The organism is Paenibacillus sp. SC116 (assembly GCF_024733555.1).
In the GTDB taxonomy this organism is placed as follows: Bacteria; Bacillota; Bacilli; order Paenibacillales; family Paenibacillaceae; genus Paenibacillus_B.
Window position 1 is genome coordinate 186129 of sequence record NZ_JANIOF010000002.1, and the last position, 25281, is coordinate 211409.

At 44.0% G+C, this 25281-nt stretch carries 24 protein-coding genes; 17 read left to right on the plus strand and 7 right to left on the minus strand.

Annotated elements, in window-relative coordinates:
• Positions 1-95 precede the first annotated feature (95 nt).
• Complete coding sequence (locus NQ117_RS12625; RefSeq protein ID WP_258278388.1) at positions 96-2006, plus strand: beta-N-acetylhexosaminidase; 1911 nt, start codon at positions 96-98, stop codon at positions 2004-2006.
• 143 nt (positions 2007-2149) lie between these two features.
• Positions 2150-4942: a phosphotransferase gene (locus NQ117_RS12630; RefSeq protein WP_258278389.1), complete on the plus strand. Its 2793-nt coding sequence runs from the start codon at positions 2150-2152 to the stop codon at positions 4940-4942.
• Positions 4943-4988: 46 nt separating this feature from the next.
• On the opposite strand, the gene NQ117_RS12635 is transcribed toward NQ117_RS12630, so the two are convergent.
• From NQ117_RS12635 to NQ117_RS12645, 3 genes are all read right to left on the minus strand, one after another.
• Complete coding sequence (locus NQ117_RS12635) at positions 4989-5585, minus strand: CDP-archaeol synthase (protein WP_258278390.1); 597 nt, start codon at positions 5583-5585, stop codon at positions 4989-4991.
• 64 nt (positions 5586-5649) lie between these two features.
• Positions 5650-6540 (minus strand): hypothetical protein, encoded by an 891-nt coding sequence (locus NQ117_RS12640; RefSeq protein ID WP_258278391.1) that lies wholly within the window; start codon positions 6538-6540, stop codon positions 5650-5652.
• Positions 6537-9146, minus strand: coding sequence for a PEP/pyruvate-binding domain-containing protein (locus NQ117_RS12645; protein ID WP_258278392.1), 2610 nt, complete (start codon positions 9144-9146; stop codon positions 6537-6539). The genes NQ117_RS12640 and NQ117_RS12645 overlap by 4 nt, the downstream gene beginning before the upstream one ends.
• Before the next feature lie 98 nt (positions 9147-9244).
• On the opposite strand from NQ117_RS12645, the gene NQ117_RS12650 reads away from it, so the two are divergent.
• The 4 genes from NQ117_RS12650 (at position 9245) to NQ117_RS12665 (ending at position 11186) form a co-directional block, all read left to right on the plus strand.
• Positions 9245-9865 carry a CDP-alcohol phosphatidyltransferase family protein gene (locus tag NQ117_RS12650; RefSeq protein WP_258278393.1) on the plus strand — a complete coding sequence of 207 codons (621 nt, stop codon included), beginning with the start codon at positions 9245-9247 and terminating at the stop codon, positions 9863-9865.
• 130 nt (positions 9866-9995) lie between these two features.
• Positions 9996-10226 (plus strand): sigma factor-like helix-turn-helix DNA-binding protein, encoded by a 231-nt coding sequence (locus NQ117_RS12655; protein WP_375163066.1) that lies wholly within the window; start codon positions 9996-9998, stop codon positions 10224-10226.
• Positions 10216-10692, plus strand: a complete 477-nt coding sequence (locus NQ117_RS12660; protein WP_258278394.1) for a hypothetical protein — start codon at positions 10216-10218, stop codon at positions 10690-10692. Before NQ117_RS12655 ends, NQ117_RS12660 begins: the two co-directional genes overlap by 11 nt.
• Positions 10674-11186, plus strand: a complete 513-nt coding sequence (locus NQ117_RS12665) for a hypothetical protein (RefSeq protein WP_258278395.1) — start codon at positions 10674-10676, stop codon at positions 11184-11186. The genes NQ117_RS12660 and NQ117_RS12665 overlap by 19 nt, the downstream gene beginning before the upstream one ends.
• 163 nt (positions 11187-11349) lie before the next feature.
• Here the strand turns inward: NQ117_RS12665 and NQ117_RS12670 are convergent, their stop codons facing one another.
• Positions 11350-11868, minus strand: coding sequence for a hypothetical protein (locus NQ117_RS12670; RefSeq protein WP_258278396.1), 519 nt, complete (start codon positions 11866-11868; stop codon positions 11350-11352).
• Positions 11869-12009: 141 nt separating this feature from the next.
• Between NQ117_RS12670 and NQ117_RS12675 the strand changes: the two genes are divergently transcribed.
• Complete coding sequence (locus NQ117_RS12675; RefSeq protein WP_192024416.1) at positions 12010-12423, plus strand: Lrp/AsnC family transcriptional regulator; 414 nt, start codon at positions 12010-12012, stop codon at positions 12421-12423.
• A gap of 487 nt (positions 12424-12910) precedes the next feature.
• Positions 12911-13843, plus strand: coding sequence for a macrolide 2'-phosphotransferase (locus NQ117_RS12680; protein ID WP_258278397.1), 933 nt, complete (start codon positions 12911-12913; stop codon positions 13841-13843).
• A gap of 137 nt (positions 13844-13980) precedes the next feature.
• On the opposite strand, the gene NQ117_RS12685 is transcribed toward NQ117_RS12680, so the two are convergent.
• On the minus strand, positions 13981-14808 hold the full coding sequence (locus tag NQ117_RS12685) for a GNAT family N-acetyltransferase (RefSeq protein ID WP_258278398.1): 828 nt from the start codon (positions 14806-14808) through the stop codon (positions 13981-13983).
• A 226-nt stretch (positions 14809-15034) separates the two neighbouring features.
• Between NQ117_RS12685 and NQ117_RS12690 the strand changes: the two genes are divergently transcribed.
• Positions 15035-15625, plus strand: coding sequence for a DUF1802 family protein (locus NQ117_RS12690; protein ID WP_258278399.1), 591 nt, complete (start codon positions 15035-15037; stop codon positions 15623-15625).
• A 125-nt stretch (positions 15626-15750) separates the two neighbouring features.
• Here the strand turns inward: NQ117_RS12690 and NQ117_RS12695 are convergent, their stop codons facing one another.
• On the minus strand, positions 15751-16584 hold the full coding sequence (locus NQ117_RS12695) for a peptidoglycan-binding domain-containing protein (protein WP_258278400.1): 834 nt from the start codon (positions 16582-16584) through the stop codon (positions 15751-15753).
• Between the two features lie 322 nt (positions 16585-16906).
• Between NQ117_RS12695 and NQ117_RS12700 the strand changes: the two genes are divergently transcribed.
• From NQ117_RS12700 to NQ117_RS12710, 3 genes are all read left to right on the plus strand, one after another.
• Positions 16907-17332 (plus strand): SRPBCC family protein, encoded by a 426-nt coding sequence (locus tag NQ117_RS12700; RefSeq protein ID WP_258278401.1) that lies wholly within the window; start codon positions 16907-16909, stop codon positions 17330-17332.
• A 1-nt stretch (position 17333) separates the two neighbouring features.
• Positions 17334-17714 (plus strand): ArsR/SmtB family transcription factor, encoded by a 381-nt coding sequence (locus NQ117_RS12705; RefSeq protein ID WP_258278402.1) that lies wholly within the window; start codon positions 17334-17336, stop codon positions 17712-17714.
• A 202-nt stretch (positions 17715-17916) separates the two neighbouring features.
• Positions 17917-18624 (plus strand): DNA alkylation repair protein, encoded by a 708-nt coding sequence (locus tag NQ117_RS12710; protein ID WP_258278403.1) that lies wholly within the window; start codon positions 17917-17919, stop codon positions 18622-18624.
• A gap of 94 nt (positions 18625-18718) precedes the next feature.
• Here NQ117_RS12710 and NQ117_RS12715 read toward each other — a convergent pair whose 3' ends face one another.
• Positions 18719-19825, minus strand: coding sequence for a S1 family peptidase (locus NQ117_RS12715; RefSeq protein ID WP_258278404.1), 1107 nt, complete (start codon positions 19823-19825; stop codon positions 18719-18721).
• 184 nt (positions 19826-20009) lie between these two features.
• Here NQ117_RS12715 and NQ117_RS12720 point away from each other — a divergent pair, with 184 nt between their 5' ends.
• From NQ117_RS12720 to NQ117_RS12740, 5 genes are all read left to right on the plus strand, one after another.
• The gene (locus NQ117_RS12720; RefSeq protein ID WP_258278405.1) at positions 20010-20621 is read left to right on the plus strand and encodes a nitroreductase family protein; all 612 of its coding nucleotides are present in this window, start codon (positions 20010-20012) and stop codon (positions 20619-20621) included.
• Positions 20622-20894: 273 nt separating this feature from the next.
• A complete protein-coding gene (locus NQ117_RS12725; protein WP_258278406.1) occupies positions 20895-21356 on the plus strand; it encodes a MarR family winged helix-turn-helix transcriptional regulator in 462 nt (153 codons plus the stop codon).
• Positions 21357-21429: 73 nt separating this feature from the next.
• Positions 21430-22803, plus strand: a complete 1374-nt coding sequence (locus NQ117_RS12730; RefSeq protein ID WP_258278407.1) for a serine hydrolase domain-containing protein — start codon at positions 21430-21432, stop codon at positions 22801-22803.
• A 278-nt stretch (positions 22804-23081) separates the two neighbouring features.
• Complete coding sequence (locus NQ117_RS12735) at positions 23082-24347, plus strand: CapA family protein (RefSeq protein ID WP_258278408.1); 1266 nt, start codon at positions 23082-23084, stop codon at positions 24345-24347.
• 162 nt (positions 24348-24509) lie between these two features.
• The gene (locus NQ117_RS12740) at positions 24510-25268 is read left to right on the plus strand and encodes a threonine/serine exporter family protein (RefSeq protein ID WP_258278409.1); all 759 of its coding nucleotides are present in this window, start codon (positions 24510-24512) and stop codon (positions 25266-25268) included.
• Positions 25269-25281 lie beyond the last annotated feature (13 nt).

The following is a 25281-nucleotide window of genomic DNA, read 5'->3' on the forward strand; positions in this document are numbered from 1 at the left end:
CCCACTGGCTTTAGTCAGCTTGCTCCTTTAAGGGTGGGAGTGCCAAATAGAAATAAGAAATCATACTATGAATACTTGGTTAGGAGGATGTACCGATGAAATTGCGATTTGAGGGAGATTTAACGGAATTACTAGCGGGGATTCGCGCGTTGTCACAGGAAAATTTGTTTAATGAGGCAGAAGATGGTGTACATGTCCGCGTGGAGCGTTCAACGGGCAAGTTGGAAGTAGGCTTAGAGCAAGGACAAGCCTATATTCGCTATGAGCATAAACATCAATTTTATAGAGGGCTCGGGCTTCTCGTGCAGCACGGCAGCAACGGGCAATCCTTTCATATTGAAGAGAAGCAGTCTATTGAAACCGTTGGACCGATGTTCGATCTATCTCGCAATGCGGTATTGACGCTGGATAGCTTTAAGTATTTATTGCGCAAAATGGCACTCATGGGCATGAATTCGGTCATGCTCTATATGGAAGATACGTATGAGATCAAAGATGAGCCTTACTTTGGATATATGCGTGGTCGATATTCAGAGGCTGAGCTTCGCGAGATCGATGATTACGCGGATCAATTCGGTATTGAGGCTTTCCCAAGCATCCAGACACTTGCTCATCTAGAGGAGTTCCTCAAGTGGGAGCCAGTAAAGGATTATAAAGATACGAAGGGTGCTTTGTTAGTTGGCACAGAGAAGACGAATCAGCTGATGGAGGACATGATTGAAGCTGTTAGTGCTCCATTCCGCAGTCGTAAAATTCACATTGGTATGGATGAGGCAGAAGAGCTTGGTCGAGGTAAATATTTAGACAAGAACGGATATGTAGAGCGTTTTGAAATTATGATGTCTCACCTGGATAAGGTGTTGGAAATCGTACGTCGTCGGAGCTTAAAGCCGATGATGTGGAGCGATATGTTCTTGAAATTCACTTCTGCTGACGGTACAGAGCATTTCGATACAGAGAGTCAATTTTCTGAAGAAATGGCTAAGCGCATTCCGGAAGACGTCGATATGGTGTACTGGGATTATAACCATATGGAAGAAGAGCATTACGATAAGCTTATTGCGAAGCATCGCCCATTGAACTGTAATCTTGTATTTGCTGGCGGAGTATGGGTATTCAATACGTTTGGCGTTAATTATGGTTTGTCGTTAAACGCTACGGACAGTGCACTGAAGGCTTGCAAACGAGCAGGTGTTGGCGAAGTATACGCAACGCTATGGGGCGATGATGGTATGGAAAGCAATCCATATATCGCTTTGCTTGGTTTGCAGTTCTATGCGGAGCATGCCTATGCAGATGGCGAGCTAGATCAGAAGAAGCTGGCTGAACGCGTAAAGTTCTGTACAGGTATCGAGCTGGACGCTTATATGCTGATGAAGGACTTGGACGAGACGCCTGGTGCGGAGCCTAACAATGAGAAGCAGAGCAATCCATGTAAGTTCTTATTGTATCAGGATGTGCTGCTCGGTTTGTTCGACAAGCAGATTGAAGGATTGGAAATGTCGGCTCATTATGCGAAAGTGGAGCAAGACATTCGCAGCAGCCGCGTGCCTGAAGCGGAGTTGGATTACATCTTCGATGTGCCAGAGAAGCTGTGCGGCGTGTTGAAGCTGAAAAGTGAAATCGGCATCGAGCTGAAGCGTGCGTATGATGCGGGTGATAAAGAAACGCTGCAGCGTATTGCGGTGGAGGTGCTGCCAGCAATCGCGGCAGGTGTGAAGGATTTGCGCGCTGCGCACCGCAGTCAATGGTTGCGTATGTTCAAGCCGTTCGGTTGGGAAGTTATCGATATTCGCTACGGAGGCGTTATCAGTCGTCTAGATACAGCTTCCATGCGTCTGATTGATTATGTAGAAGGGCGCATTGGACAGATTGAAGAGCTAGAACAAGAACGCCTTGTATACAGCACAACGAATCGTTTTAACAATAAAGGTGCCGGCTGGTGCAGCTTCTATTATCGGATGGCATCGCCGAATGTATTCTTCCATGTCATGAATCCTTTTTAGCGGACATTGAACAAAGCGGCTGAGACTTTTGCATAAAGCTCAGCCGCTTTTTAATCCTGTGAATGGAATCTCGCGATCGTTCTTTTTGATTCGCATTGAATGTTAATGTCAATGAGTACAGGCACCAAAAAGGGGGGAGTTTGATGAATCATTTTGATGATAGGCAGCAAGTGGGCTGCTTTCATGACCAGCGAATGCCGCGGTTATATTTTGAGTATAAAAGACAGTATTATGAAGGGCATATGTCTCATTACTGGAACGATGGCTTTCGATTAATAACCTATCAACATGACTTGTACATACAACCGGGTGATGAATTGTCTCGCATTGGTCTGTATGAATATGAAATGGATAAGGCGGTCTATAAGCTCACAGTCACTGACGTATCGCTTCATGTAGATGAGCGATCCCTAACCATAACTGTAAAGTTACAGGGTGCTGAGTCTATCGACTTCCTACATCAGCATATATACGCAGTCATCTTAGGTAACTCACCTCTACGTCGTTTTTCATCGTCGGAATTCACTCCATTTCCTTCCTTTATTGGGCGCAAACACTACACTAAGGATGCAACAGCAGCGCGCCAAAAATGGCTTGAACAATTTACAGGTAATACGCTCACGCATGTAACCCGATCCCTCTTTCACGAACAGCCATCTACTCTTGCAGGTAATATTGAAAATTATATAGGTTCCATTCAGGTTCCTTTAGGAATAGCAGGTCCATTGCGAATTCGGGGGACCTACGCAAATGGGCATATACCGATCCCGATTGCGACGACTGAAGGAGCACTTATTAGCTCCATATCCAGAGGGGCTAAGGCTTGTAACGCTGCCGGAGGGATTGAGGTCCATGTCCTTAAGCAGACGATGGTTCGAGCTCCTGTATTTTTCTGCGAGGATATGTCTGGTGCGATTCAACTTGCTCAATGGATAGATAAACATAAAGCGTCGATTAAGGCTGAGGCAGAACGAGTAACCTCTGTTTCCAAGCTAATCAGTCTACATGCCCATCCATTCGCAGATTTCGTACATGTGCAGTTCGGTTACGAAACAGGAGATGCCGCTGGACAAAATATGACTACTTCCTGTACCTACGTCGCTTGCGAATGGATTGCGTCGAAGGTAAAGTATCTTGCAGATCTAAAATATGTCCGCTATATGATTGAAGGCAATCAGGCGGGGGACAAGAAGGTAGCATACCGAAGTTTTATCGGAGGAAGAGGAATTCAGGTAAATGCCTCGATTCATATACCAGAAGCTATACTTAAGCAGACGATGAGAATTTCCGTCGATCAGTATATGAAATGCTGGTATGCAGCAGAAGTTGGTGCCTTGCAAACAGGAATGATCGGGCATAATGTTAACTTCGCAAACGTAATTGCGGGTGTATTTAGTGCTACAGGACAAGATATGGCCTCCATTCATGAAGCAAGCTGTGGTATTTTCAAGGCGCGCCCAGAAGGAGGAGGTATTTCATTCCATGTGCAACTTCCTTCATTAGTTATTGGTACAGTGGGAGGAGGGACAGGCTTACCCACTCAGCGTGAATGCCTAGAGATGATGGGCTGTTACGGACGTGGTAAAGTGTACAAGCTCGCTGAAATTATTGCATCTGCCTGCCTTGCGTTGGATCTATCCACTTCGTCCGCCATCATCTCCAACGAATTTGTCAAGGCGCATGAGCGTTTAGGAAGAAAGGCAGAGGGGGTAGGTATCCGTCGAAATGATATTAAGCCTCGATTTTTTCAAGCACTTCTTGGAGAGGCATACGGTAAAGTAGCGTCTTTTGAACTTACACCGTTAAACACGGAATCAAGCGTCATTACCAACATGCTTAAGGCAAATAACAGTTCGTTTCAAGGCCTTCATCGTTATCTGCTGCATTTGCAAACTCATACCTCGAAAGAAGATAACCTAAGGCATGCATCTACTACTTCCCTTCCTGTTGTCCTGAAAGTGAAATCCAATGATCGAGAAGTTATGGATTTAGGTATCGGAATCGCAAAGTTGTCGGGAGATGACCGATTATCTGGTTTATTTGAGTCACAAATGCATATTTTCGGATTTGAGGGATCCCACGTTAGGGAAATAGCATTTTATCAACATGCGCCGATGACATTATTACGGTATTGTCCACATGTGTATGGTGTAACTTGTGATGAAGACAAGGAAGTCTACGCTATCCTTATGGAAGACTTATCACCTTGCAGTCATCTCGGGACGATTGAATCGCTTGCTGTCTGGGATGAAGAACATATTGATTATGTGCTTGCGGATGCAGCAAAGATGCATGCGCTATTTTTAAATAAAGCAGATAAGCTGCCTGCTGCTCTTCAGTTTGATCGGCTAGAGGAATCTAGCTATGAGGATGCAACTGAGCTGCTGCTTGCTTTGACGGACTACAATTATGCACGCTTTCCTACAATGATCTCTTCACATTTCTATCATTTGCTGCGTCAATTTATTCTCCAACTTCCTTTTCATAATGAACAGATGAAGCAATACCACCAGACGATTACACACAATGACTTTAATCCGCGTAATTTAGGATTACGTCCTAGCGCTGGTGCTAAGCATTTGGTTGTGTATGATTGGGAACTTGTACGTTACCAGAATCCTCAGCATGACTGTGTGGAGTTCTTGTCGTACACAGTTGCAGCGAATGCATCGACCCAACAATGGGATGCCTATATCGAACAATATCGCGTTTATTTGGAGCAGGAGAGCGGGGTGTCACTGGACAGGAAAAATTTTGAACAGATTACATTACTGAATGCGTTGGAACTAGTGGCGGTTCGCTATAACCTCTACTTGTTGGCTCATAATCTGCTGCATTTTTCGTATATGGAGACGATTTATCAAAGCCTGTCTCAATATATTGTAGATAAGATAAAGGACAATCCAAGTCTTATCGAGCTGCAACTGTCTAATTAAGAATATAAACAAAGTGACAAGCGGGACAAGCTGCCTATATAGCAAACTATCCCGCTTGTTGTTTCAATCCGATGAAATAGAGGAGTATGTTGATAATGTAATGAGCAGTAGTCCCGATTAGGAGGAATAACGCTGCTTCAAGCGCTGTAGGCTGATAGAAGAAATATGTGGCTAACATGCAACCGATAACCGAGTCAGCCTGGTCAATGAACGTGAAGCAAATACCGAGCCAACCTTTTCGATTTTGACCTGGTGGAATATCCAAGCGGCGCTTAATAAAGCTATTTGGCAGTTCGAACAGAACGTAACTGAATCCCCATAGCATGCCATACATCCATTCTGTATAAGGCATTATATATGTATCCCATGGCAGGAGGGAGTTGGATTTCAACCAAGCCCATTTGTCAACGAGCCATCCCATCGCTACGAACCAGCATGCCGTAAATAGGATCATGCCCATAAATCCATGCCATGTCTTATTGTCGCCGAAAATCCGCTTTCCATCTCTCCAATATCTCCCACCATCCATTGGACGTCGATGCTCACGAACAAAAGGCAATTTAACAAAGATCATATTCGTGACGCCACCCAAAATGACTGGCATCATAAATAACAGTATTTGCAATGATAATAGCATAGGCATTCGAACCTTTCTGCTTATAATGGCTGTTTCTCTTTAAGAAAAGAACCCTACTGTTATGGCTTATTTACCAATGGATGTTCACTTTATTTAGCGCCTTTACTATGATACGGACAGCTAAAGGGATGATAAAGAAGGTGAAGCCGAGTACGTAGAACTTTCGGGCAAGCCTCGAGGTGGGGTGATAGATTAGCATGCCAATTAAATAGGTGTTCACAAGCATATGAGTGATAAGCGCAATTAAGAAAGACATCTCATTCAAAATAATCGCCATTATAGCTCCGCATATGAATGAACTCGCAAATAGCAAACCGGCTAGAAGAGCTGTACCTTTTGCACCCATGAACTGTGTATAGTTAAGTGGTGGGGATGTCCTTCCTCTCTCATGCTCATTACCGTTAGAAGGCTGTACATTATGGGCATATTCATGGGCAATGACAGCAAAGTAAAGGAAGCCTGCAAAGTATAAAGACTCAATCTGCCATGGCACCTCATGTACAGCCCCTATATAAAAAGGTATGATCGCAAAAATGAGATTGGAACCAAAAGGACGAAGCATGATTGGGGAGCGTGAACTTAACTTGAACCACAACCAATAGTAACCCACGAGCAAACATATTATCACAACTCCAATCCAGTTCTGGGCATGCAGAAAGAGGAGGAGCACTAGTATAAATATACAGTTGCGACGTAGTGCGGCGGATTGAATATAGCCTGTCACTAAGCCGCGCTGAGGACTCTTATCTCGATCAGCCTGGATGGAATGTAAATCGTCCGCTGCGCGCAGCAATAATAGTCCGAGCCATGTCGTAAGTACCGCAAGCAAAGTTAGTAACAAGTGGTTGTGGTACTTACCAGTATCGGTAGTCGGTATTAGGCTTACCGTGATGATGATGCAGAGAGGGATCGTTATGAATAGTGGGTACCGCTCTTGGATAAAGCGCCATAGATGCATCATATTATTTCACGTTCACTATCAGCTAGCTCAACCCGCTCAATTTCACCAGTATCACCATGGAGGATAAGAATATCTCCATCGGCAATGCGTGAAGTTGCTCGCTCTACAGCGGCAATAGCAGGAATGCCGAATTCCCGTGCCACAATTGCACAGTGGGATAACATGCCGCCCTTCTCGACAACTAAGCCGGCTGCGATTTTGAATAAGGGTGTCCAACCTGGATCGGTACTCCTCGTAACGAGAATATCACCGGGCTCCAAGCCTGAATCATTTACGGGATCGAAGATGATTCGTGCTCGTCCAGTAACGGTTCCTCCTGATACGGCAATACCTACAAGTCGTGTATACTGTTCATCCTGATAGGTGCTCCGTATAGGCTGGTCTTGATAGTAAATACCTTGCTCACGTACAAAAAGGCTTGGAGGCTCTGTATCCTCGTTATTTCGATGTGCATCTTGACGTAAGGCAATTAGCTTTGGGATTGTCTCAGGGAACTGATATTTTCCATAAGCGAGATCTTGAATCTCGTTCCATTGCAAGTAGAAGATTTGATCAGCTTGTGTCAAATGTTTTTTCTCAACGAGACGTTGCCCCAGCTGTTGTGCGATCTGGCGAATTTCGCCGAACAACAAACTGCGGATAATACGGCTTCTTTCTCGTAAGCGAATCGATTGATGGGTATGATGCAGCAGGAAGCGGAAGGCGAATCGCTGCGAACGTGTTAAGGATTGCTGGATATGTGCTGTCCAATCCATAACAGAAGAGTAAGTTTCCTGTGTTAGCGATTGATTCGATGATGAGGAAGCGCGCTGCTGAGAAGCTGTTTGATATTTCCTTACTAATTCCCAATACAAATCATGTCTCTCCTCAAAAGTAGGAGAGACGATCGTGCAATCGTGATAGCATCTTCCCCCGAACTGCTCCATAAATAGTTCGAACTTCTTCCGTGCCTCGCCATGAAGTTGTAGTTCAAGCTCTTCCCATTTGTTCTCTTCCAATAGACGCTGCCATGAAGCATGTGAACGAATGAGAATAGCTTGTTCTTCGATAAGGTGTGAAGGCTCCAAGCTGCGTATATCTTCTGTTTGCATAAGATGGACAACAGCTAAATCCGTATTGATCGCGGTATGCTTTAGCCAGCGCTTGACGAGAAGTTTCAATCCTCCAGGGAACACTGCCGCCAGTAAGTCGACGATTGCAGGCCGATCATAGTAGTGTTTTACCAGTCCATTCATTACATCATCTAGTACTTGGAGTAATTGATGAAGCGACATCTGTTGATATCCGTCAGCGCGCCACTTGGACCTTCTTTCGTAGAAGGCAGTCTCATATTGTTCCACTCGGGATGAGGCTGACATCCACAACTTCGTGAAACGGTAGGAAAAGGAAAGGTAGCGCCTGATTTTATTTTGTTTGTTGAACTTGGAGGGTATGTCGGTTCTTGGTGTGAACGGAAAAGGGACTTGCTGGCCAATAAAATTATCAAGAAGTGTTTTCAGCATTGGGCCAATAGGCAGCAAATAAGCACTTTCATACCAATTGCTCAGGTTGTAATAGATTCGCCCTGCATGAATGCCTGTTGTGCAATCAACGACGGTTCGGAGTGACTCCAATTCTTCGACCTTCCAACCGAACAACTTCATCATCTGCCTAGTGTAATGCTGATAGAATGAATCAACGATTGACCATGTGAAAGGAGTTACTACAGTAGGGAAGTTCTCCACCATATTGACGTTTGTCCAAATTATGTTCTGTTTCCCTTGCAAGGCTGTAATCGGGCGAACTTGCAGTATAATGACTTCATCTTGTTCGATACACCATTCCAAGTCGATTGGGAATTGATAGTCTTGCTCGATATCGAGTGAGAGTTGAACGAGCCGAAGGATGAAATCGGGCGGTAGAGCAGAGCCAACGTGAAAAGTCACTTGTCGAGTCAGGCGGGATACAACGATTCGACTTGGCGTTACTTCACCGGATACGAGCTTATCCCCCAAGCCTTCTACCCATTCAATAATGAGATGGTCGGTATCTTTACTCACGGGGTTCATGGTGAAAAGTACTCCTGCGTACTGGGGATTTTTCTGTTCTTGAACAATGACACCCATCTGAAAGGCATTAACCGTTAGACTCCGTTCGTTATAAGCTGCTGCTGCGGTGCTGTACATACTCGTCCAACAGGCTTTAATGCGTGTAAATACCTCATTGACTGTTACATTTAAATAGGTATGATATTGTCCTGCCAAGGAATTGGTCGTTCCATCTTCTATGATGGAGGAGGAGCGAATCGCATAGGTGGTGAAGGAATAAAATAAAAGGGCTTGTTTGATCTCATGCTTGAGTTCAGGAGGATAGCTGCCGTTTAAGATCTTATCTACTTGCAGCCTTCTGTCATCTCCATCGTAATTAGCGTCTATTTGATTATATTCGCAATATCGTTGAAAGGCAGCTACTGTAACTACGAATCCATGAGGCACAGGATAATGACGTTGATGCAGTTCGATTAAGCGTGCTGCCTTGCCTCCAGTGGCAGCGATATCTCCTTTTTCTCCTGATAAATGCAGGACCATCCAAGGTTGCTGATCTCGTTGAGGGGGTTGCTTAGTCATTCTATCAACTCCATCAGAAGAATTGTGGCGTATCATGGATTTATTATAGTCGCTTTCCATTTACATACCAATCATTAGTTTCACGGAAGGAGAACTTTATGAAAATACGCACGTATTTCCCTGCTATGCAATTTTGGAATGTTCCTAATCTACTAACAACACTATCTGTTATGACCGGATTTATTAGCATTGTACTCTTGTTCAACGATAAGTTGACTGGGGCATTTACAAGTTACGCCATTACGATCTTGCTCGATCGTCTAGATGGAGTTGTGGCGCGTCGTTTTGAACAATCGTCAACATTCGGCCAGCAATTGGATAGTTTGGCGGATGTCATTAACTTTTGTTTGTACCCACCGTTATATGTAGGGTTATTCTATGGTTTTACAACTTTATGGATGCTGCCCTTTTTATTGCTTTTTTTGATGGCAGGTATATGGCGTCTTGCGTATTTCAATATATCAGGCATGCAGCAAGTCGATCAGAACGTTTATTTTAAAGGTATACCTACGACGGTATGCGCCAGCTGGTTCTTGATTACATTTGCCTTGTTGCATATAAGTAAGTTGAATTTGGACATTAAACTCATAATCCTCTGCTTATTTTTCCTTCTGACTGCTATATTCATGGTATCAGCAATCCCTTACCCCAAGAATGGCTTTGCAACTAAACTATTGTATGTGCTTGTTCCAGGTTCGGTTATTTTAGTGTGGCTATAGGAATTTCAGTTTTTTGTACTTCCTAATTGTTCTCCCATTATCATCAATGACAAAAAATAATAAAACAATGGGAACCTTCTGCGTTCATAGAGCCAATATCGTATGTAAGACCTGAATGGAGGCTGGCCCTATGAAGGATGTAGATATACAGCCTTGGCTTATCCGGATGAGTCAGGGCGATGAAGAAGCATTTCAGATCGTGTATGAGATGACACGGGATCATGCGTTAGAAGAGATTGCACAGCTGCTTCAGATTCCGATAGGTAGCGTAAAATCGAGACACCAACGTGCCTTGAAACGATTGCGTCATCAGTTTCAAGATGGGGAATCGGGGAAGGGGGCAAATGAATATGTCTATTGAAGAGAAGTTGAAAAGAGAGTTTGGCCAATATAAACAAACCGTTTCATGTCCTTCCTCTATAGATTCCCGTATGATGGCGCTGTATCGAAGTCATAATGTGCAAAAGAGGGGGGGAGATCCTATGGTAAGAAAATGGAACTTGTCCAAACTAGCTGTCGTTTCCGTACTAGCTGCTGTTTTACTAGGGTTTACTTATGCAGGGGTGAGCTTTCTGTTTCAAGAAAGCAAAGGGAACATTTCGGTTAAGATGAGTGCTGCATCTGATAAATTAACTTTAAACAAAGAGCAGCTTACATCTATTAGCCGTTCACTTGCTGAAGTAAAACAGCAATTACAGACAGGCGAGAGTGCTATTCTGTACTTTGCGGATTTGGAAGGGGAAGAGGTATTACGAGGTAAACCACTATTTCCTGTTTCTGATCCAGCAGTGAACGGAGATTTGGAGGATTGGAAGCTCATACGCTGATAGCAGATTCCTTTCCTAGCAATGTCCTTGGCGATTTTTCATTTGAAGGATGGATGAATGGAACGCCGTTTGGTTCATTTTTCTTTGATTCATTTACAGAAATGATGGATGAACTTAAACAAGAAAGCGAAGATACGGGTAAAAAGGTTGTCTGGCGCAAAGAAACCCTGACATCTGAGGGGCCAATAAATATTTTTACTTCCATATATCGTTACTCAAAGCATGAGTCGGTATATGTTGCAGTTGAGGCTACTTCTGAGAAGATTCGCATCGAAGGCATTATTCCGTCTTCCTCTGTTTATGAAAAGTTAGATGTTAAAGGGAACCAAGCTCACTATACAAGAGACGATAGCAGTCTGTTTAGTGCAAGTCTTACTTATCAAGAAGTGATGTGGATGGAAGTGCATGGGAATAAAACATTCGTGTACAAAATAATGAGTGATTCTCCTGACATAACGAAAGAACAACTCGTTCAAGCTGCTAGGGAGCTATAGTTGATAGGATTGAGGCCTAACATAGCAAGCGCTATATAGGAAGCAGTGGTAATCAGAATTCGTGCACGCAATAGAACAAGTTAATAGTGAAGGGAAGGGGCTGTTTCTAAGTCATGGTCGATGACGGAGACAGCCCCTTTGTCCTGTTTTCTTGAAAGTTAGATTAATCAGATTCCTTTTCTAAAGTCAGTTCTTCCACAACGCCATAGGTTTCCCAATGGTTATTTTGAGCCAACACGAGCTTGATTGTATTTTTCCCTTCCACAAGATTGGACAGTAGAAATGGTTTCTTATCTACGATGGGTCCGATTAAATTGCCGTTCAAGTAGAAGTGAATATGCCCTTCTCCTTCTACAGGTGGACCATTATAGTTTTTGATCGAAAGTTTTAAGTTGGTACGAATGCGCAAAGTATACTGATCATCATCATCTTCCACGGAAGCATCCAGCCAATATGGCTTTTTCTTAGTTTTATCTTCATCATTTCCGTCGTTGTCATCATCTTCTACAGGAGTGGATTTCATTGCTGAAGCACTGGTGACAGATGCAGTTTGTGTTCCGTGTAAAGCTGTAAGAGTTCCCTTGTTGGCCTGACCACATAAGCCCGCGGTTTCATGACTAAAGCCTGCAAGCACCGTTATAGCTAGCGTAAGTATCAACATGCCGAACACCTTTTTTAACAATGGAAAAACCTCCTTATATCGTTCATTATTAAAGGGTGAGGATCCTCTATTGCTCATTCTAGCGCACACATCTGTGGTCTTTACATGCATTGGTGAAAGCATTTTGCTCTTATTACTTTGTTGGTGAAAGGATGCGTACGCATGTTGGATCACATTGATATGGAGATCATCCGGTGCTTGCAGACAAATTCAAGAATGCAGTGGAAGCAAATTGGGGAAGTCGTTCACATGTCAGGAGTGGCCGTGGCGAATCGAATTCAGCGTTTAGAGGAAATGGGCGTTATAGAAGGATTTACGATTCGAGTAAATGAAAAATTGATGGGCAGTGCCTACTGTGTGTTTATCATTGTGATGATGAAGGATTACAGGCATACGAGCTTTCAAGAGTTTATTCAGCAGCGGGACGTCATTAAGGAAGCTCACCGCGTGAGTGGAGATCCTTGCTTTATTTTGAAGGTTCAGGTGCCTGATCATCATACGTTGTCACAGCTGCTAGATGAGATTTTGGTCTATGGTCACTATAGAATCAACATTTCGATTGGACAGTATAAATGAGATTAACGAGATTAGCCGTACATGTTGTATGCTAACTTATGGATTGAAATGGAATTGTTATTTATGATAAACTGAACTTACTTTAATGGAACGGAGGGGTTACGTGTGGCAAATTATTTCCGATTAAGAACTTTGCGCTAATGAAATGTTGCTCAAAGGCTCTGTCATGTGTACAGAGTAATCGGGATAGGTCTGCCATTTTTCAAAGGTAACCCCAGATAGCTATAAGCTAACGAGAGGGCCTTTTGCGCCCTCTTTTTTGTATACCTTTATGAAAATGTTGATATCGTAAGAAACAGATGAGCGTGCAGCTATTGGGGTCGTGTAATTCTCCGATAGTTTGTTTTTCTGCATGTTTCTTATGATGCACCGCATACCATGTTGAGGAGAATCATTCTTCCTACCGATTACAGATGACACAGGCAGCAGCTGGCCTGTGTTTTTTTGTTATTTTATATGAACCGCATAATAAGGGAGGAACTAAAAGATGTCCGATAAAGGAAAAAACGAGAATCAAGATAACAGAGTTGAAGAAATGGTGGCATTGGCTGAGAAGCATGGCATTCGTTTGCAATCAGAAGAAGTGGAGATTAATGAATCAGGAATGGATTTTCTCGTGGCGTTTGCTGTAGATACAGATGGTGTCAAATGGGTGCTCCGTAAGCCGAGAAGATCGGATGTGCTCGAGCGAGCAGACAATGAGCATCGCGTATTGAAGCTGCTCCAGCAACAGCTGCCTGTTGCTGTGCCTGATTGGCGAGTATATACTCCGGAACTCATTGCGTATCCTTTATTAAATGGGATTCCCGCGGCAGGTATCAATGTGGAGGTTCGGAACTACGAGTTTAATATGGATCATGAGAACCCTCCGCCCCAGTTTGTCGACTCGTTGGCCCAAGCTCTAGTTGCCCTGCACAGTATTGATCATGATGCTGCCAGAGAGGCTGGATTGCGTGTGAAAAGCCCTGCAGAAGCGCGTGAGACGCTAGCCCATAATATGGAGAAGGTCAAGAAGGAGATAGGTGTTTCCGAGGAACTATGGGAACGCTGGCAAAAGTGGATAGCAGACGATTCGTATTGGCCGACACATTCGGTGCTTGTTCATGGCGATCTGCATCCACCGCACATTATTATTGATGAGCAGCAGCGGGTAACAGGTTTGCTCGATTGGACAGAAGCAGAGGTGACCAATCCTGGGACAGACTTTGTTCTCTACTGTGCTGTATTTGGTGAAGAACGCTTAGCGGAGTTTCTGACTCGATACGAGGAAGCGGGGGGGCGTGTATGGCCGAGAATGAAGGATCATATTGTGGAACAATTAACGACCTATCCCGTACTGCTCGGTTTGTTCGCTTTAACATCCGGCGATAAAGAAGTTATGAATATGGCGCGAGCTGCGTTAGGTGTTGCGGAAGCGTAGGTACGACTTTTTCTAAATAGGTATTCTTTTTCAATAGCTCGATGTCATTAGGTGTGCAAATAAAACAAATAAAATCCTTCCTAGCCGTACGTTAGGAAGGATTTTGGCGTTTCGATTGGGATTAAAGGCAATCATTTTCAAAATTCAAACTCGTATGTTTTCAACTTGTAGACATATTCGAATCCACATTTCTCCGCAACTTTGCAGGACGACTTGTTTGTTTCGTTGGTACTCCAGCGAGGAATTATTCCGTTATTCAGACAGTGTTGTATGTACGCTCTGCTGACCATGGTAGCGAATCCTTGATTCTCTTCCTCTTCGGTTGTAATGACATTTATCTCATGTTGAGACCCGTTTACAAAGCAGGTGTAGCAAGTGCTTACAGCTTGTCCGTCCTTTAGGATGGCGATACCAGAGCCTTGAGCGATGAAGTCATCTACAGAATTCCAAAAGTCATGGAAGTCTTCAAAGAGCTCTTCATTTTGCTCTTGTTCAATGATTTCTTTCGTGAGCGGAGTTAACGCGTATTCATTAGATAGGGATGGAGTATGCTCATTCAAAGCACGGAACTTGTCTACATTTAGCTGGAAATAAAGATCATTGTCCGTATCGTAATTTCGCTGCGAATATGCTTGTTCCAATACATGTTCCCACTTTTCATCAAATACAGCTGATATCATCCAAGTTCCACCGCATGTATCCAGGTTGACCTGTTTGTAGACGTTATCGATGAATGTATTCAGGTGGCTTGTAAATGCATCATTATGGGGATCTCCTATGAAAAAGTCTATGACGCCGACCACATATACGAGCGCTGTTCGCGGCTGAGCAGGGTCATCTACATAAATATGTCCGCGGTTCGTACCGTTGATAACGGCTTGGATAAGCAGGCTATCTAGCTCTGTATCTTTCTTCAATAATGGCTGTATAAGATGGTAGTCACTTTTGCCTAACTCAACAATCATGGTTCTAACCTCGCCTTCCGATATACTGAAAACCACATTTTAACATCTATCTAGTATATGATCAGAAAATAAGCATTTCTAATTCATCTATACAAATGCGAATAATGGGTATTTGAATTAGGAATGATTGCGGGACGGAACATTTGGCTGATAAACTGATAGCACATCGGATTGATTCACGTTCCATCGTATAAGAGACTGAGAGTATGGAGAGGAGCGGGCCATTATGTCCCATCGGATCGAGCAGCCAACGTCCACATTATCATTAAAAGAATGGGCTGTCGCAGTAAAGGCGCTAGGTACAGGAGAGCAGATTATTACGGTTCGCAAGGGTGGGCTGTATGAGGAAACACGAGAATTTAAGTTGGAAAATAACAGATTCTATTTGTATCCGACCTATGAACACCAGAAGGCAGAGTTAGTGAAGCCAGAATATCAGCACTTGCTGCAAGCTACCTTAAAAGGGTGGTCTGCGAATCAATCGACCGTAACAATTGAATACTTCGCTGAAGTGACGGATGATATCGAACTTATGGATGAGGAAAAGCTGAGAGCACTATCGGCGTATCATATATGGACGGACTCCTTTGCGGATGTACGCTTGCGATGGAAGCGAAAGCTGCCATTACATATTTTATTTATCCGTACGTACCGACTTGAGCAGCCGATATCGATTCCCGTTGATGAGACTTATAAGGGATGCAAGTCATGGCATCATTTGCTGCCAGAGCTTTCACAGAGCGGGTTCCAGCCCGTTTTATCGGACAAGGAGTATGCTCAACAGAAGGCGACTATTATAGAGATGTTGAACACATGAGATTGTTCATAGATATCAATTAAATAAAACAGCACCCTCCAATCATCAGGATAAACGCTGCGTTTATGCTGTAAGTGATTAGATGAGTGCTGTTTTCGTATGTTTACTTTACATTAACAAATGTATTAGTCGACAGAAGGGGAGCTGCCTTTTCCCTTTTTACCTTCAGGAGCAGTACCGTTGTCTTTGCTAGGAGGAGGAGTTGGGCTCTCACTCTCAGATGGCTCTTGGCCTTGACCTTGACCTTGACCTTGACCTTGACCTTGACCACCGCCTTGACCTTGACCTTGACCTTGACCTTGGCCTTGACCACCGCCTTGACCTTGGCCGCCGCCTTGACCTTGACCGCCGCCTTGACCTTGACCACCGCCTTGACCTTGGCCGCCGCCTTGACCTTGACCGCCGCCTTGACCTTGACCGCCGCCTTGACCTTGGCCGCCGCCTTGACCTTGGCCACCGCCTTGACCTTGACCGCCGCCCTGACCTTGACCGCCGCCTTGACCTTGACCGCCGCCTTGACCTTGACCGCCGCCTTGACCTTGACCGCCGCCTTGACCTTGACCGCCGCCGTGGCCTTGACCACCGCTATGGCCTCGCCCGCGATGGTGCCTTGGAATTTTCACACTATCATAAGCATATAGAATGGCTTCTAGTGTCCGGTTATCTACATAGCCAGTTACCGGCAAGCCATGCTTCTTTTGAAAATGTTTGACTGCTCGTACGGTAGCTTCATCGAAATAGCCATTTATGTTGCCATAGTAGCTGCCCAACACTTTCAGCATGCCTTGAATGACGTAAACATCGGGTCCTTTTGACCCTTTGCCGAGTGCTGAAGTCGTATTCGGCATACTGACTATCAACGCAACAGCCAACATTAGAGTGGCGACACATTTCGTAATCGTCCACCCGGATTTCTTTGTATATTCGTGGGAGCCTACATTCCACTGCCACTGCTGCATACCATCTCCACCATCTTTCCTTAATCTTAATTTCCAACAAGCATTACTATTTCCTCAACGTTTCCTTTTCATTACAAAAATGTCCCGAAATTTATAAGTTCCTTTGTATTTGTTATAGAACGTGGAGATAAGGAAGACGAAGAGAAGGGGTCAGGCCTTGACGCGAAACCAAATGGGGACCTATAATAGCGTTGAAAGTGAAACCAAATGGTTTCGTAATTGTGATATATCTAAGTTACCTAAATAACGTCATGTTGGATATTGAGTATGCAAACGAGCAATATATTGCACATATAGCTTGCTACATCGAGGAGGAATTACATTGAATCATAACGACGTATCTACATTTGCAGAAGTTCGTAAAACCGTACAATTGAATGCGCCAATTCAAAAAGTGTGGGATGCGGTTTCCACAGCAGAAGGGATCGCAGTATGGTTTATGCCGAGTAACTTCGAGCCTGTTGTTGGACACAAATTCCACTTGGAGGCAGGGCCATTCGGCAAGTCACCTTGTGAGGTGACAGAGATTGATCCACCCAATAAGCTATCGTTTACGTGGGGCAAAGATTGGACGCTTACGTTCTTGTTAGAAGAGCAAGGGGACGTGACCGAGTTTACGCTTATTCATGGAGGCTGGGATGTGGATAAAGTTACGGAGTTCGGTCAAAGCCATACTGAAGTGCGTGAACGTATGAGTCAAGGCTGGGTAGGCATTATGGAAAAGCTGCGCAAGACGATCGAGGGTTAAGATGGCTGCTCCTCAACCGAAGTACGATGTGTTTCAAGCGATTGCAGATCCTACCCGTCGCCAATTGCTAAGTCTGTTAAGCGAACAGGAGATGCCCGTTACCGTTATTAGCGGCCATTTTCCAATGAGTCGAACAGCAGTGTCTAAGCATTTGCGTATATTGGCAGAAGCGGGGCTTGTCAAAGATCGCAAGGTAGGCCGGGAGACACGCTACCGTCTAGAGTCTGAGCCGTTGCAAGAATTGAAGCGTTGGTTATCCTATTATGAACGATTCTGGGATAATAAGCTTTCTATGCTTAAACATTATGTAGAGTCTGATTCGACAGATGAGGCAGAGCGCTATGGCAAGCTGGAAGTATTGAAACCAAGTCAAATAGAATAGAGCAACTAGGCAGGGCCATTCTCTTGCAGCACATCATTTGTGTTGAAGAGGGATGGCCTTTGTTGTATCATAGGAAATCTTTTTCAAACTGAATGGTTATCTTTCTCCTTACATGTCCTTTAGTTGGTGAACAAGTTGGTTCATGGTATGTTATGTCTATAGATAGTCTGGATTTGAAACGTGTAAAGGTGGGATCATTCCTTTGAGCATAGAAGAGATTATGAGTAAGCTGGAAGAGCTCGGTACAGAGCAAACGAAGATGACGTTTTTGCGCCATGGAGCTGAGGAGCCGTTGTTCGGGGTTAAAGTCGGTGATATGAAGAAGCTGGTCAAGTATGTTAAGAAAGATCAAGAGCTGGCTCTGGCGCTATACGAGACAGGGAACTATGATGCCATGTATTTGGCGGGGTTGTCTGTTCGTCCCAAGTTAATGACAAAAGATCAGCTGCAGCGTTGGGTGAGTCAGGCCACATGGCATGCTCCTGCGGAATATACGGTGGCAAGTGTGGCGGCAGAGAGCAATTATGCGCTAGAGCTAGCCCGTGAATGGATACGATCCGATGTGGAAACGACAGCTACCTGTGGGTGGAGCACGTACTCCAACTTTTTATCAATCGCGCCAGATGAAGATTTGGATATCGAGGAAATACGAAGTTTGTTAGGTGAAGTGGAGCGTACGATCCATCAGGAGCGCAATCGTGTACGTTATACCATGAATGGCTTCGTTATTAGTGTGGGCACCTATGTGGAAGCTCTTCACGATGAGGCGAAGGCCGCAGCAGCCCATATCGGCAAAGTGCATGTAGATGTAGGCAACACAGCGTGTAAAGTTCCGCTAGCAACGGCTTATATTGATAAAGTGGAGTCCATGAATCGTGTAGGACAGAAGCGAAAGACGTGTATTTGCTAAAAGTGAACTGAACTATAGGTAAGGTAGCAGAATAAAGAACCCTGTAACAGGGTTCTTTATTTTTTGTGCAGCTTAAATATAAGCCTTGAAAAAGTTAAGGGTGGATGATTTGGGTTGCTTTTCGGCCTTGAGCTAACTTCATAGCCTTGATCTGCTTCGTCGTTAATGGACGTGTGTAAGAATAGCTCTTCTTTCGGGCCCCCTTAATATCTCCTGCTCCTAGGTTAGGTTGAGCAACCCGTATATCGAATAACTGAGAAAACCAGCTGAATGGATAGGATATGGATCGCAGTCCGTCTTCGAAGCCTGCGTAGTTTACAGCGGCTGCGTAATTATCGCTGCTGCGCAGCCAGATAGAGCCAGAATCACCGGGCAATGAGGTAGGGGTCGTACCTAAAATGACAGATTGGTCACGGAACTGAATGGTACCAAGCCCAGCGTAATCGCCATAGTTAACAGTGAAATCGGTATGCACGGACTCTACTGTACCTGTAACGGCACCTGTTGTACGCCCTACTTTTTTGAATACTTCACCGACACGGTACGTGAATAGATGGCCTGGCACTACGCCGACTGTCGCATATGTGGGGTCTAATAGACTGTTGTCTAATGGGATACATGTGGCTGCATCGAGAAAGTTGTCCCCTGTTTTCTGCAAAGGTATAAATCTATCTAATCTCCCGATTTCATCAGTAGTTCCCTGTCCACCGTCTGCGGCTCCAGGTTGAATTGTCTCGGTATAATCCGTTGAATTGTTGCGGTTGAGGACGTGGTTGTTGCTGCATACGTAATATTGGGTTCGAGCAGGATAGTTAATGGCAATCAAGCCACCCGTTCCAGAAACACCTGGAGAACCGGGCAGCGAGGGATACCCTACACTGTAGCCTCCTGGAACTGGGCGAATGCGATTGGTATAAGGGGCGACTTTGGCTTTGGCATCACGAAAGACTTTAATTTTCCCAGACACAATGGTACGTACAGGGACTTGAACGACTTTACCTTGTACCGTTGTGGATACGGATTTTGGAACAGAGCTTGTACTTACAGCAGAAGCGGTTTCTGCGTAGATGACGACACAGGCTCCTTGCTTTGGTTGCTTAGGATTTTTATATCCGACACCTACACCGACAATTCCTTTCTTTTGGAGCAATTGAGCGGCGTGTTTGATTTTAGCTTTGTAAGCTGCGTAGAAATTAGCCATGTACGTCCCTCACTTCGTTTAGATTCTGAGCCATTTTATGCAGGCAGGCGGGCGAGGGTAATGGGCAATCTCCTTATAAGCAGTGATAAAAGCTAGTTATTGACAGCAAAATCAATTTTCCTATACACTATATTTACTAACAAAACATAAGTAAATTACTTTCTGACGAGGAGACATAACGTTAATGACGAAATCATTTTCAGAAGTGGCAAATGAGCGCCGCTCCGTAAAAGTATATGATACGAATGCAGAGATTTCCCGTGAAGAACTAACAGAGATTTTGGATCTGACGGCGAAGGCGCCTTCTGCTTGGAACTTGCAGCATTGGAGATTTGTTGTGATTGAGAGTGCAGAAGCGAAGCAAAAGCTTCTTCCGATTGCCTACAATCAACAGCAAGTAGTAGATGCATCTGCAACGGTAGCGATCTTGGGTGATACAGAAGCCTTCCGTCACTTTGATGATGTATTCTTGCCTGCAGTCAAAGCTGGCTTCTTGGCAGAAGAGGTTGCAACATCTTTGCACGGGCAGATTAACCGAGCTTATGGAGATAAACAAGTTGCGCATAATGCAGCCTTGATTAACGGCTCCTTGGCAGCGATGACATTTATGTATGCAGCACAAGAGCGCGGTTGGAGAACGAATGCAATCGGCGGCTTCCACGCTCCTACTTTCATGAAGGAGTTCGAAGTTGATGAGCGTTACGTGCCGATCATGTTGATTACGATCGGTAAAGAAAAGCAAGAAGGACGCCCTTCGTCCCGTATTGCTGCTGCCCAACTAACAGATTGGAAATAAGAAAGTTAGCAAGTGGAAATAGGAATAGGTTATCGTTAAATAACGGCTGTTCTCTAGTACTTTCTGTACTGGGAACGGTCGTTTTTATTTTTGTAGGCAAAGATGTGGACTCTTTATTCTTTTTCTATACAACTTGGAATAGGTGATGATAAGAAAGGAGATGGGCATCAGCATCAATTTTGTAGAAAGTGAGTGTGTAAGTTGAAGATTGTGGAAAATGATGCTATATTATTGTTTAGATAACTTAACAATAAGGAGAACTTAACAATTAAGATGGATAAACAAAATGATGCACTTGTTCCTATTGTAAAAGAAATTAATGAGGCAGATTATGAAATCAATACGATGCTGCTGCCCTACTATCAGCAGATTATGGAGTACGAGTTATCAGTGAAGCAGAGCTTGATTTTAGAGGTCGTGTACAAACAGAAGCAAGCAACGGTTAAAGAAATTGCGGAACAAATGAAGGTATCTTCAAGCGCTGTCAGTCAAATTATTAGTAAGCTGGATAAAGCCAAGTATGTGAAGAGGGAAATCAACCCGAATAATAGGCGAGAAATATTAGTGAGTTTGGGTGAAAAGGGCGAGGATTACTTCGCGCAAATGCAGCAGGTCGAACTAGACATCATTGAGCGCTATTATACAAAGTTAACGATGGAAGAGGTGATGCAGCTCAAGCATATTACGCTAAAGCTGAAGAGTATTGTTGAGCAAGAGTTGGCTGGCCAAGACTGATGCAGAACAGACACTAGCACCACGAAACTATCATACACATACACAATCTATTATGGGATAGGAGGAGTTAGTTATGAGTAATTTAGTTGCGGATAAACAACGACAGCTAGAGACACTATTTAATACGCTTGCGGAGAGTGGACAGTTCAATGGAGCAGTTCTAGTTGCAGAACAAGGGCAAGTTATTTATGAGGGTTCGTTTGGGTATGCCAATTTGGAACAAGAACAGCCGCTAAACAAGGACTCTATTTTTGAACTGGCTTCCGTTTCAAAGCCGATTACTGCCTTAGGCATTATACGGTTAGCTCAAGAGGGAAAGCTGCATGTTGATGATTTGGTAGAGAAGTGGATTCCTGAGCTACCTTATAAACAGATTACGGTTAAGCACCTGCTGCAGCACACTTCGGGGCTGCCTGACTATATGACTTTGTTTGTGCAGCACTGGGATAAAGATGATATCGCGAATAATCAAGATATGTTGGAACTGCTCATCGAGCACCAACCGGATGTTCGTTTTGCCCCGAACGATAAATGGGAATATAGCAATACGGGATATGTGCTGCTCGCTATTATAATAGAGCGAGTGAGCGGCAAGAGCTTCCCAGACTTTATGATAGAGCATTTGTTCGAGCCTCTGGGTATGAGCAATACCCGTATCTATAACCGTAGATATTCCAACCAAACGATTGATAACTACGCATATGGATATGTGTGGGACGTAAAAGAGGAGCGTTTCGTGCTCCCAGATACACTTCCTGAGACAGATATGGTTGTCTATTTGGATGGCATCCAAGGTGATGGTACTGTCAATTCTACGTTAGGTGATTTGTTAAAATTGGATCAAGCCTTATACACAGGCGAATGGATTACTAAGGAATCATTGAAGGAGGCTTTTACACCTACGCTGCTGAATAACGGGGAAACGTTCCCGTATGGGTATGGATGGCTTGTATCAAATGAGGATAACCGAGGAATGTTAGTTAGCCATAGTGGTGGGTGGCCTGGTTATGCAACGAATTATAAACGATATATAGATCAAGAGAAGACCTTCATTATTCTTAATAATGTGATTCATGACTATACGTATCTTCAGGCTATCGAAACAGCTTGTGAGCATATTTTATTTAACGAGCCATATGAGATACCTGCCTTTATACCTCCTAGAAAAGCTATTCAAATATCTTCTGACATCTATGATACGTACACGGGCTGCTATCAATTTGAGAATCAAGATAATATAGTGCAAGCAGAAGTTGATACAGAAGATGATCGCTTGCTCCTGACTATCGATGGTCAAATTATGGCTCTTCACCCTGCAACAGAGACACGTTATTTTATTCACCAGACACCAATTGAAGTAGAATTTGTAGAGATAGCTGATGATGAGGCGCGTGCTTTCATCCTGTATGAAGGAGAAGAGCCTCAGCGCGCTGTAAGAATAGACTAATCGTCTCAATCGTTTTCAAATTGAAAAAGTGATGAGCAGCCGCTGTTGGGGAACCCTATTCTCGTATGCAGCGGCTTATTACATAGTCATACCATCGGTTGGAGAAGCTTTATTTGGAATAAATAAGTTGCCTTTTGCATAAATAATGATTGTATATTTCTGTAAACAGGCCAATCTTAAAGAAATTGAGACCTTTTCCCCTGTTTGCTAGTATATGATGGATCATAAATTTAGGCTTACATAGCTAAAGGATCAACGAAGTGAAGGAGTTCTACGGCATGCGTATGTCTAGAAAGAAAAAGCATAAATATCATTTTCACCCTCTATTTTGGATGACATGGACACTGTTGCTTATTGCAATTGGCGGCGTAGTAGTATGGATTCAGCAAGAAGGTTTGCACCTACATCTAAATCAATCCCCTCCAATTGCACAAAATAATAGTTCGGAGCAAGTACAGGAACAGAAGAAACATGTAATGAGTGATACAGCTAAGCAGCCAAGCCAGGCCCCGCCGGCACCGAATGATAACCAAGCAGTAGGGAATGCAGCAAGCGAACGGGATAACGATAAACAACAATCGGTCTCCCCTCATGAACCAATTCAACTTGTGTTCGCTGGTGATGCGATGATGGATTGGTCGGTGAAAGAGACTATTCGTAATAAGGGTACTGATTATCCCTATGTTCATGTGAAGTCAGAAATTGAAAAGGCGGATTATGCCTTCGTTAACTTAGAGACAGCCATTACAAAGCATCATGTGAAAGATACGAACCAGCTATATAATTTCAAGTCCGACCCTATCGCGTTAAAAGGATTGAAAAATGCGGGTTTTGATCTCGTTTCTATTGCCAACAACCATACCCTAGATTTTATGGATAAAGGGTTCCTTGATACACTCAATCATTTAGAGAAAGCAGATCTTGCATACGTAGGCGGTGGGAGAACGGAGGAAGAGGCATACAAAGCTCATACCGTAGAGTTGAATGGCAAGAAAGTGAAATTTCTAGCCTTTTCACGCTTCATCCCTCAAACGTATTGGTTTGCTAATGGCGATGAACCAGGTATTGCAGAAGCCTATAATAAATCAAGCGTTCTGCCAATCATCAAGCGTGAGCGCAAAGACTGCGACTACTTGCTCGTGTACATGCACTGGGGTGTAGAGAAGGAGAATCGTCCTGCCCCGTGGCAGCGCACGTATGCCAAAGAGATTATTGATGCAGGAGCAGATGCTATCGTCGGAAGCCATGTGCACGTATTGCAAGGCTTTGAATTTTACAAAGGCAAGCCGATTGCCTATTCCATCGGGAATTTCCTATTCCCCGACTATGTTAAGGGACGCAACGCGGATACTGGGCTGCTGCATCTAACACTAGATAACGGTCAGGTGAGCATGGCGTTCGATCCGTACTACATTAAGAACGACCAGATTGTGAAGCGCGATAAAAAATACGTTGAGAGTCAATATAACTATTTAGAGTCGATCTCGTACAAGGCTGTCATGAATGCTAATCAGATTGAACCAGCTGTAAAAGCGAGCCGCTAATCGAATAATAAGTGCAATGGTAGAGGATAAATGGAGTGCTTAACTGTCATCTTAGACAGGAAGGCACTCTTTTTTCATGAAAATGAAGCAGACAATTCTTTCAAAAACGATCGGAAAAGGATATAATCCTGATAATTGCTACTTCGTAGGAGAGAATCATTGATGCACGATCAAGCGAATGGAAATATAGAAATTACCCAAATATGCTTATTAGCTGGGAAAATCATGCTGGCGAGCGGTGCGGAAACGTATCGCGTAGAAGATACAATGATGCGGATTGCAGCAGCTTATGGGTATGAGAACTCCCACAGCTATGTAACGCCAACGGGCATCATTTTTGCAATTGATGGAGCCGTATCTACGACACGGTTATTCCGAATCGCGACCCGCTCAACAGACTTGCAGAAGGTAACTTTGGTTAACGATATCTCAAGAGCGATCACGAGAGGCGAATTATCGCCAGAAGAGGCATACAAGAAGTTAAAACGAGTGGATAATACCAATTTGGCTTATCCTGTGTGGCTCCAAATTGTCGCTGCGGCGATTTCGAGCGGTTGCTTCGCCATCATGTTCCGCGGAACATGGCCTGACTTCTTGCCAGCGCTAATCGCAGGAGGGATCGGGTTTGTGTCTTTTATTTATGTACACAGACTTATTCCAATCAAGTTCTTCGCTGAATTTATGGCTGCGACGATCATCGGCTTAACGTCTTATTTCTGTTATCAGACGGGGCTGGGGAATGAGTTGGATAAGATTATCATTAGTGCCGTGATGCCGCTAGTGCCTGGTCTAGTCATTACGAACGCCGTACGGGATTTGATGGCGGGCCATCTTGTGTCAGGTTTGTCTAAGGGGGCAGAAGCGTTCCTGACTGCTTTCGCGATTGGAGCGGGCATTGCTTTTGTCATGTCGATTTATTAACGAAAGAAATGGG

Excerpts from the sequence above, each read along its gene's own strand:
- NQ117_RS12625 (WP_258278388.1), top strand. The coding sequence starts at position 96 with ATGAAATTGCGATTTGAGGGAGATTTAACGGAATTACTAGCGGGGATT.
- NQ117_RS12630 (WP_258278389.1), top strand. The coding sequence starts at position 2,150 with ATGAATCATTTTGATGATAGGCAGCAAGTGGGCTGCTTTCATGACCAG.
- NQ117_RS12635 (WP_258278390.1), bottom strand. The coding sequence starts at position 5,585 with ATGCCTATGCTATTATCATTGCAAATACTGTTATTTATGATGCCAGTC.
- NQ117_RS12640 (WP_258278391.1), bottom strand. The coding sequence starts at position 6,540 with ATGATGCATCTATGGCGCTTTATCCAAGAGCGGTACCCACTATTCATA.
- NQ117_RS12645 (WP_258278392.1), bottom strand. The coding sequence starts at position 9,146 with ATGACTAAGCAACCCCCTCAACGAGATCAGCAACCTTGGATGGTCCTG.
- NQ117_RS12650 (WP_258278393.1), top strand. The coding sequence starts at position 9,245 with ATGAAAATACGCACGTATTTCCCTGCTATGCAATTTTGGAATGTTCCT.
- NQ117_RS12655 (WP_375163066.1), top strand. The coding sequence starts at position 9,996 with ATGAAGGATGTAGATATACAGCCTTGGCTTATCCGGATGAGTCAGGGC.
- NQ117_RS12660 (WP_258278394.1), top strand. The coding sequence starts at position 10,216 with ATGTCTATTGAAGAGAAGTTGAAAAGAGAGTTTGGCCAATATAAACAA.
- NQ117_RS12675 (WP_192024416.1), top strand. The coding sequence starts at position 12,010 with ATGTTGGATCACATTGATATGGAGATCATCCGGTGCTTGCAGACAAAT.
- NQ117_RS12680 (WP_258278397.1), top strand. The coding sequence starts at position 12,911 with ATGTCCGATAAAGGAAAAAACGAGAATCAAGATAACAGAGTTGAAGAA.
- NQ117_RS12685 (WP_258278398.1), bottom strand. The coding sequence starts at position 14,808 with ATGATTGTTGAGTTAGGCAAAAGTGACTACCATCTTATACAGCCATTA.
- NQ117_RS12690 (WP_258278399.1), top strand. The coding sequence starts at position 15,035 with ATGTCCCATCGGATCGAGCAGCCAACGTCCACATTATCATTAAAAGAA.
- NQ117_RS12695 (WP_258278400.1), bottom strand. The coding sequence starts at position 16,584 with ATGCAGCAGTGGCAGTGGAATGTAGGCTCCCACGAATATACAAAGAAA.
- NQ117_RS12705 (WP_258278402.1), top strand. The coding sequence starts at position 17,334 with ATGGCTGCTCCTCAACCGAAGTACGATGTGTTTCAAGCGATTGCAGAT.
- NQ117_RS12715 (WP_258278404.1), bottom strand. The coding sequence starts at position 19,825 with ATGGCTAATTTCTACGCAGCTTACAAAGCTAAAATCAAACACGCCGCT.
- NQ117_RS12720 (WP_258278405.1), top strand. The coding sequence starts at position 20,010 with ATGACGAAATCATTTTCAGAAGTGGCAAATGAGCGCCGCTCCGTAAAA.
- NQ117_RS12725 (WP_258278406.1), top strand. The coding sequence starts at position 20,895 with ATGGATAAACAAAATGATGCACTTGTTCCTATTGTAAAAGAAATTAAT.
- NQ117_RS12730 (WP_258278407.1), top strand. The coding sequence starts at position 21,430 with ATGAGTAATTTAGTTGCGGATAAACAACGACAGCTAGAGACACTATTT.
- NQ117_RS12735 (WP_258278408.1), top strand. The coding sequence starts at position 23,082 with ATGCGTATGTCTAGAAAGAAAAAGCATAAATATCATTTTCACCCTCTA.
- NQ117_RS12740 (WP_258278409.1), top strand. The coding sequence starts at position 24,510 with ATGCACGATCAAGCGAATGGAAATATAGAAATTACCCAAATATGCTTA.